This is a genomic window from Psittacicella gerlachiana (genome assembly GCF_003585965.1).
Classification (GTDB): Bacteria; Pseudomonadota; Gammaproteobacteria; order Enterobacterales; family Psittacicellaceae; genus Psittacicella; species Psittacicella gerlachiana.
This window is the reverse complement of record NZ_NRJF01000039.1, coordinates 1-7646: the sequence shown is the minus strand read 5'-3', so window position 1 is coordinate 7646 and position 7646 is coordinate 1. Positions and strand designations below refer to the sequence as shown.

Here is a 7646-nt window from a genome sequence, read left to right as displayed (position 1 = left end):
AAGATATAAACCGTAACTTTCTAAGTATATATTAATCAAATTTTATAAAATTTATCACTGATTTTTGTAGATTTGTGATCTAGATCACACTTTTTTAGAATTTTTCTAAGATTTTTCTGCAAATTGTACATTTCTTTTCCATAAATTTACACAAATTTATAAGGGTAAATCCTAAAAATCTTGGTCAATACCTCTAACCTCTTTGCATTGCAAAATATTACGTATAAATAAAAATGAGATCTAATTGCTCTTTTCGTAATTAAAACTTTTCTCTTGCTTACAAAAATCTAATGCAAAATTATGTACGTAAGATCTAATTTGTTTGTCCTAATAAGGGATAACCGAGTATTTTAGTAAACATCTATTCATTTATCCCCAATTAACTTCTTTAAATTTAAGAAAATTCTTCTTTCCTCTCAAACAAGATATAGAGATATTAGGTAGTTCTTTGTCCTTGTTCGCTATAATATATGGGTACAAAAAACAACAACACTAAAGATTTTTAATCTATGCACAAATGTATTTTTAGTCTAGGATTAAGCTTACTCTGTACCCTCAGCTATGCTCAAAATAGTAAGCTTCAATTACAATTTATCCCTCAAGTGGAGATCTATGCCTCGATCTGTGCTACCTATGCTCCGGGTCCATGTAATGGCGACAAAATCCCACCAAGTCCGAATTTAACTTTAGGTAAAGTAGTTCCAGTACATTCTTACTACCTTTAACCTACAATAAAGAATTCTGGGAACCTTTTAAGAAGGTTTCGTGTTTCTCTCGCTTTAGTTAGCGAGAGTTTTTCCTGTTTGCTAAAAAACAAAAAAACATAGTATAATAAAGCCTGCAAAAGGCAATCCTTTTGTAATTTGTTTGATAAAATCGTAATATTAAGACGTCTTTTACAAAAAGTCGTCTTTTTTCTACAAACCTTTGCTTTCCTCACTCTAAACTCTACCTCTCCTCCTCTTTTTTAATTCTTCCTCTCTGCAGAGTTCCTGAGAGAAGCCCTCTTCAACTCTAAGCACCTATTTTCATTTTCCTATTTACGCTTCCTGTTTCCTACTGTTATTCCGGTAATTTCTTACTAAAAATCCGCATTTTTCTTCGTTCTTCCTTTATAATAACAAGGTAAATATTTTTTCTTTCGGAGTAAAAATGCAAAAGATAAAATTAAACAATGGGATAGAAATGCCTCTTGTAGGCCTTGGAGTTTATAAAATGGAAACTCCAGGAGAATGTGAAAAAGCAATTATTACCGCTATTGAAGCAGGCTATCGTCATATCGACACCGCAACCATTTATGGGAATGAAAAAGCTGTAGGTAGAGCCATTAAAAACTGTGGTATTCCTCGAGAAGAACTCTTTATTACCACCAAACTTTGGGCGAATGTCGCTACTGAAAAGCAAGCTCCACAAGCTTTTGCTCGCTCTTTAGAGAATCTTGGCTTAGATTATCTTGATCTGTATTTACTCCATACCCCATTTAATGATGTGTTTGGGGCTTGGCGAGCTCTTGAGCATCTATATGCTCAAGGGGATGTACGGGCAATTGGTGTAAGTAACTTTGATCCTGCAACTTTACAAAACCTCATTCTTGGTAATCAAATTAAACCAGCCGTAAATCAAATTGAATTACATCCTTTTTATCAACAAGAACAAGCTATAGCTTTTCATGAACAACAAGGAATAGTTACTGAATCTTGGTCTTCTTTTGCTCGTGGTAAAAATGATCTCTTTAGTAACCCGATTCTCTTACAAATTGCTCAAGAACATCAAGTTAGCGTAGCTCAAGTAGTACTACGTTGGTTAGTGCAACGTAATATTGCGGTAATCCCTAAATCAGTTACGCCAAGTAGGATTCAAAGCAATATAGATCTCTTTGGCTTTAATTTAAGTGCAGAACAAATGCAACTTATTGCCAGCCTTAATGAAAACCATACTTACTTTAATGATCGTACAGATCCTCAAGTAGTCGTTGATACTTTTAATCGTTTTATTCCTGAATCTCAATAAAAACTCAACCACATAACTATATTAGAGCTAAGAACAAGATCTTAGCTCTAAACTTACCTCATCCCCTGCCCTTATAGATTCACTTCAATCTGACTCTAAACCAGCTTTAACCAACTAAGATCACCTTAGCAGACTATTCCCCCTTAACCAGCTTTCTTCTTCCCTGAGCCAACTCTTACCTTAACAAGTACTTGAGCCTTAGATAGTTTTACCTTTAGATAGTTTTTACCCTTAGTCAGCTCTTAATTTAATCCTAGATTTTAGAAATGAACTAAAATTATTTATCCTCCCAACTACTCTTAGGGTTTATTTCAACTCTAATCTCAGATTTTTTGAAGTTTTCTGTTAATTTGCACCGAATTTGGTGCAGTTATTTTTTTGCTTTATGGTTTTTTTTGATAAAATTATAAAGAGAGGAATTTTCTTTTTTAGAAAGAAAAATTTCTCAAAGATTATCCGAATTGATCCTAACCTTGAATACAATAGTCTGGGTTAAGTTTTTTATTTTAGAAGTTTTCATCTAACTTTCCTTCTAAAAGAGTTAGGTAAGATTCTTACTTAATTTTTTTATAGGTAATTTTTATTATGATTCCACAAAACAACGCAAACTTTCCAACTGATCCAGAAAAACGTCCTCTTTCAGAGCAAAAAGCTTCTGAACAAGCAGAGATGCATGATCAGCAAGAACAAGAACACAACAACTCTAAGCACAGCGAAAAAAGAACGCAACAACCAAATCCTAATGATCCGATTTTTGTCGAACCGCCAAAATATCGTTTTTTAGGATTAATGGTAGTTTTAGCTTTAGGACTTTCAGGTTTTGCCGTGTACAAGATGTATGAACCATCAATCTTTAACGCTCAAGATCTTGAAGCTACCAGTGCCAAATATGTGTCAGTAGCTGACTTTAATACTTTCAAAAACTCAACCCAACAAGATATTGAAATCCTCAAAATTAAGTACAATATCTTACAACAACAGTTTGATTCTCGTTTTAATCAAACTCCGACCACTTTTGATCGTACCTTTGGGGGAACAAGTGGAAGCTCGAGTACTTCAACCAACTTCAATGCTTCTAACTTAAACCGTATCCTTGATAACTATGTGACCATTGAGAACCTCAATGCAACCATTGCTGACTTTAATACCAATATCCAAAGTCAACTTTCAACTCTAGGTAATCGTGTAACGACCTTAGAGCAAAGAAGTAATGCTCTGAGTGCAAGTGGAGCAAATAGCGTAAATAATGCTAGTGGTACAAGTGAAACAAGTAACGCAAGAACCAACAATGCAAATGCAGCCCAAGCGGGTTTAACTACTGAGCAAGTACAAGCTTTAATTACCCAAGTTACCAATAGCGAAAGCTTCAAAACCTATGTTGGCACTTTAATTGCGGAATACGTATTACAACACCCAACTTTTAGTGAAGCAGACAAAGCTCAGCTTACTTCTGAGATTGCAAAAAATGTTGCTACTCAAGTGTTAGAGCAAGTTAATACTAATCTCAACAATCAAATTAATACTGCTGTAGAAAAATCTACTCAAGATTTAACTAAACAAATTAATGCTCAATTACCTACGGCGATTGCAAATAGCGTAAAACAACAAACTGAGCAAAACCAAAACGCTAATTTACAAAGACTTTATGCTCATGTTAACTATGTAATTACGCAACAAATTCTCCATCAAGTACAAGCAGAAATCAACCGTAATGGTAATCTCGATAGTATTCTCATGAATCTACGTGTGGCTTACTCTTTAGCTCCAGATGAAAAACTCAGAGCTGCCGTACAAGCAGACTACAATAATCTTGCTGATGGACGTCAAGCTAATGCTATGAGTACTTTAGTTAATGGTCTTCTTGCTCAAATTAATAATGTAAGCAAGTTACCATTATTAAATCCACAAGATTTACAAAAAGCTACCCAAAAAATCGAAAATACTGACGATTCTGCCTTTACTAAAGCAACTAAAGATTTCTTTAGCAAGTTTATTCAAGTTCAAAAAGTTGGAGATGGCAATGGTCTAGATCTACCAACTACTAATGTAAATCTTTACTTACAAGAAAACTTAAAACTAAATCTACAAAACGCTTTAGTGGCAGCAAGCGTAAACAATACTCAAGGCTATAAAGAAAGTCTTGAAAGTGCTTTAAAAGTACTAACCACTGTTTACCCACAAGATAATCAAATCGTCCAAGATTTAATTAGCCAAGTGCAAGCACTTAGCACTCAAACTCTTGGTTACAATGCTAACTACCAGTTAGGATCTTTAAGTTTATTTAACTCAAGTGCAACTGAAACTGGTAAGCAATAATAGAATTTGCCTCTAACCTTGCTATTACGGTCAGTAACATACCAAAGTTAGAGTTACATACCTCTTGTTCTAGCTAGCTCTTGAACGGCTGAGAACTTAAGCCATCAGTTTACTAGGGAACTAGCTAGACATTTACTTATTTCATCGTTTTTTAAGGTTTTCGAACACTATGTTTCGTGTATTTATTTGGTGTTTCCTGTTTGTTGTTATCTTAGCTGGTGCACCCTACCTTTTAAGTCAAAATGGACAGGTAATCGTTTATTTTGCGGGCAATAGCTATACCTTATCTTTGCTAACCTTTCTCATCCTCTTTTTGTTAACCCTAGGAGGGTTAGAGATTCTAGCTTGGCTTGCTCGCCTCCTCTATCAAGGATTGTTTGGTTGGTATCTCAACCGTAAACAAAGACGTCAAGCTAAAGCTGATCGCTTAGTTGAAAAAGGTTTACGTCAAGCTCTAACTGGGAACTATCGTAAAGCCCAAAAAACTCTAGCTAAATCTGCAAGCAAAGCTAACTTGCCATTTTACAATTTAAGTCAAACCTTTGATTTAGCAATTCGTAACGGTAATCCGCGTCTAGCTAAAGACTTGCTTGTACGCATGCTCGAAGTAAATCAAGGAACAACTGAAGACAAGAAAATTCTTGATATTAGTAAATTAAAGTACTTTGTGGCAACTGAACAATGGCAAAAAGCGAGTAAGTTCTTAGATCCTATTCTTCGTAGTAATGCGAGCGAAGAAGTTTACTTAATTGCTCGTAAAGTCTATCTCCACACCAATCAATTTGCGAGATTAGAAGACTTACTCCCACAATTGGTAAAACACAAGTATCTAAGTGCCGAGCAAGCACAAGAAGATCTTGCTTGGGCTTATCAAGGTTTAATTCAACGTCAGTTAGATGCAAATGCCCAAAAACCTGCAGCTCTCATCGCTTGGTTTGAGGCCCAAAATCGTGAACATCGTTCTTCGTTGCTTTTCCGTAACCTTGTGCTCAAAGCTCTGCTCAAGCTCAATGCTTATTACGAAGCTATAGATCTTGCTTGCGAAACTCTACGTCGTTGTGAACTTAAAGAAGTTGCAACTTCAGAGTACTTCGAACTCCTAACTCAACTTCCTCAAGATACGCTCGAGTTTAAGCTCTGTCGCACCTTAGAAAAAGCAATGCGTAAGTTCGATCAGGAAAGCCAATTAAAAATCATGGCGATCCTTGCTCATCTTTACTATCGTCAAAATGACTTTACTAAAGCCCAAACTTGGATTGATCAACTCTTGACCACCCAAAAAGAGCAAGGTCTTAGTTATACTCCCGATAATATTTTGCTTGCCCAAGTGGTTTATCGTAAAAACAATGCAAGCGAAAAACTTCTTGGTTTAACCAATTTAATTGATACTCAGTTTGATCTTTCAAGCAATACTGCACAAACTCCATCTCATGAACAGATGAGTCAAGAGGCTCAAAAGCTTGAAGACAATAAAGATCAAAATAAAGACAAAGCTGAGTAACTTTAACAACAACAGAAATTACCCAAATATTTTTTAAGCTCTAAGACAAAAATCTTAGAGCTTTTTTGTGATCTCCTTTGCAATCCTCAATCCTTTCTCGGTATAATAGAAAATAAAACTTGGGCTAAATAGCTCAAGTTTTGTTTCCCCCTGAGCCTTAAGGCTCTCTTTTTTACCGCAAAGATGCAATAAAAACTATATGTCGAACTTAACTAAAGGCATATTACTCACATTACTCTCGGTACTTATGTCGGCGATAATGGGATTAATATTTAAAACCATAGGTGAGCATATTTCTGTCTATGAAAAAGTATTTGCTCGTGGTTTAGCCTCCCTGTTAATTACTCTCGTTGTGATTTTCTTTTTACGTCAGAGTGTAATTAAATATAACCGTAAAAACAAATTAACTATGGAGCAGGCTCAATTAGCTCATGTTGCTATGACGACTGCAACCGGTGCTCCCTCTACTTCGATAAGTACAGCTGCTACTATCGTAAAAGCAGAAAAAATCATTAAACCCGATCCTGATGGTCCAGTAAAACTCATGGCTACCGCTCTCAAGGTTCCAAATTACTTTGGTTCACTTGAGAATTGGAAAATGCTCGTAGTACGAGGAATTACGGGAACTTTTGCGATGTTTACTTATATCTACACCTGTAACACTCTTAGTCTTGCCGATGCAGATATGATGGTTAAACTTTGCTCAGTATTTTTGATTATTATTAGTGCTTGGTTTCTCAAAGAAAAAACCTCTATTACCCAATTTACGGTTGTAGTAGTTTCTCTATTTGGGGCTATTTTCATTATTAAGCCTAACTTTAATAATCCTCATTTGTTTTCGTATTTTGTTGGCTTATTAGGAACACTTTCTTTAGCTCTAACCTATATTGCAGTACGAAAACTTACAACTAATAGAGATGGAGAACATCCCTTAACGATTGAGTGCTGTTTAGCTTTAACCATAGTAATAACTACTATCCTCCCAACCGTTTATTACTTTCAAGGTTTTACGGGGCAAGGGAAATACTATGCCTTATTAATCCTTGCAGCTCTACTTTCAGTAATTGGACAGTATACTTTTACTTTTGCCTTTAAATATGCTCCATCGGTGGAGATAAGTGTTTATGGTTACTCTTCCTTATTATGGAACTGTCTCTTTGGCTTTGTGTTCTTTGCTACCATTCCGGATATGTTTTCGGTAATTGGTTATGTTGCGATCGTGGCTTCTGGAGTTTATCTCTTCTTCTATAATAAGCGTCGCTTAAAAGTAATTAGTAATATTCGTAAAATGCTGAAAGCCGAGGCTCAAGCACGTAAACTTGCTAAACAACAAACTGCAGAAGTAACGGTGATTAATAATGGAGAAGTGGTAGCTAATGCCGAAACTCCAATTAATCAAAAACCACCAATTATCTACTCGACCATGGGAGTAAATACTCCTTTAGAAGAAAGCGAAGCTTCAGATACTTTAAGCACAACTGCTCAAACTCAAGAACAAGATAAAGAGCAAGAGCAAAAGAACAACCAACAACGACAAAGTGCAAGTGTTCAAAGTAAAAGCATTCAAGATACTAACCTAAATGATGCTTCTGAAGGACCTCAAGGTCGAATTATTACTACTTTAAGTCGTAAACAATAACTATACCAATCGTCACTTGGTCAACTTTTATAAATAATTAAAACCTCCCATTACGCAGTAACGGGAGGTTTTAATTTATAAAAATAATATTCATTTTATAGCAATACATTATGTATGAAAATTAAGTAATAAATTAAAAAATTAACCCTTTAAATCCATGTATAATGTTTAGGTATTACC

The 7646-nt window shown here is 35.3% G+C and carries 5 protein-coding genes; all 5 read left to right on the top strand.

What is annotated here, in order from left to right; translation table 11 throughout:
• Positions 1–509 precede the first annotated feature (509 nt).
• The 5 genes from CKF59_RS01545 (at position 510) to CKF59_RS01520 (ending at position 7466) form a co-directional block, all read left to right on the top strand.
• Positions 510–725 (top strand): hypothetical protein, encoded by a 216-nt coding sequence (locus CKF59_RS01545; RefSeq protein WP_119534227.1) that lies wholly within the window; start codon positions 510–512, stop codon positions 723–725.
• A gap of 427 nt (positions 726–1152) precedes the next feature.
• Positions 1153–2010 carry an aldo/keto reductase gene (locus CKF59_RS01535; RefSeq protein WP_119534225.1) on the top strand — a complete coding sequence of 286 codons (858 nt, stop codon included), beginning with the start codon at positions 1153–1155 and terminating at the stop codon, positions 2008–2010.
• A 585-nt stretch (positions 2011–2595) separates the two neighbouring features.
• Positions 2596–4326, top strand: a complete 1731-nt coding sequence (locus CKF59_RS01530) for a uroporphyrinogen-III C-methyltransferase (protein ID WP_119534224.1) — start codon at positions 2596–2598, stop codon at positions 4324–4326.
• Between the two features lie 169 nt (positions 4327–4495).
• Positions 4496–5827 (top strand): heme biosynthesis HemY N-terminal domain-containing protein, encoded by a 1332-nt coding sequence (locus tag CKF59_RS01525; RefSeq protein WP_119534223.1) that lies wholly within the window; start codon positions 4496–4498, stop codon positions 5825–5827.
• Positions 5828–6074: 247 nt separating this feature from the next.
• Positions 6075–7466 (top strand): DMT family transporter, encoded by a 1392-nt coding sequence (locus tag CKF59_RS01520; RefSeq protein WP_222985477.1) that lies wholly within the window; start codon positions 6075–6077, stop codon positions 7464–7466.
• Positions 7467–7646: the final 180 nt, after the last annotated feature.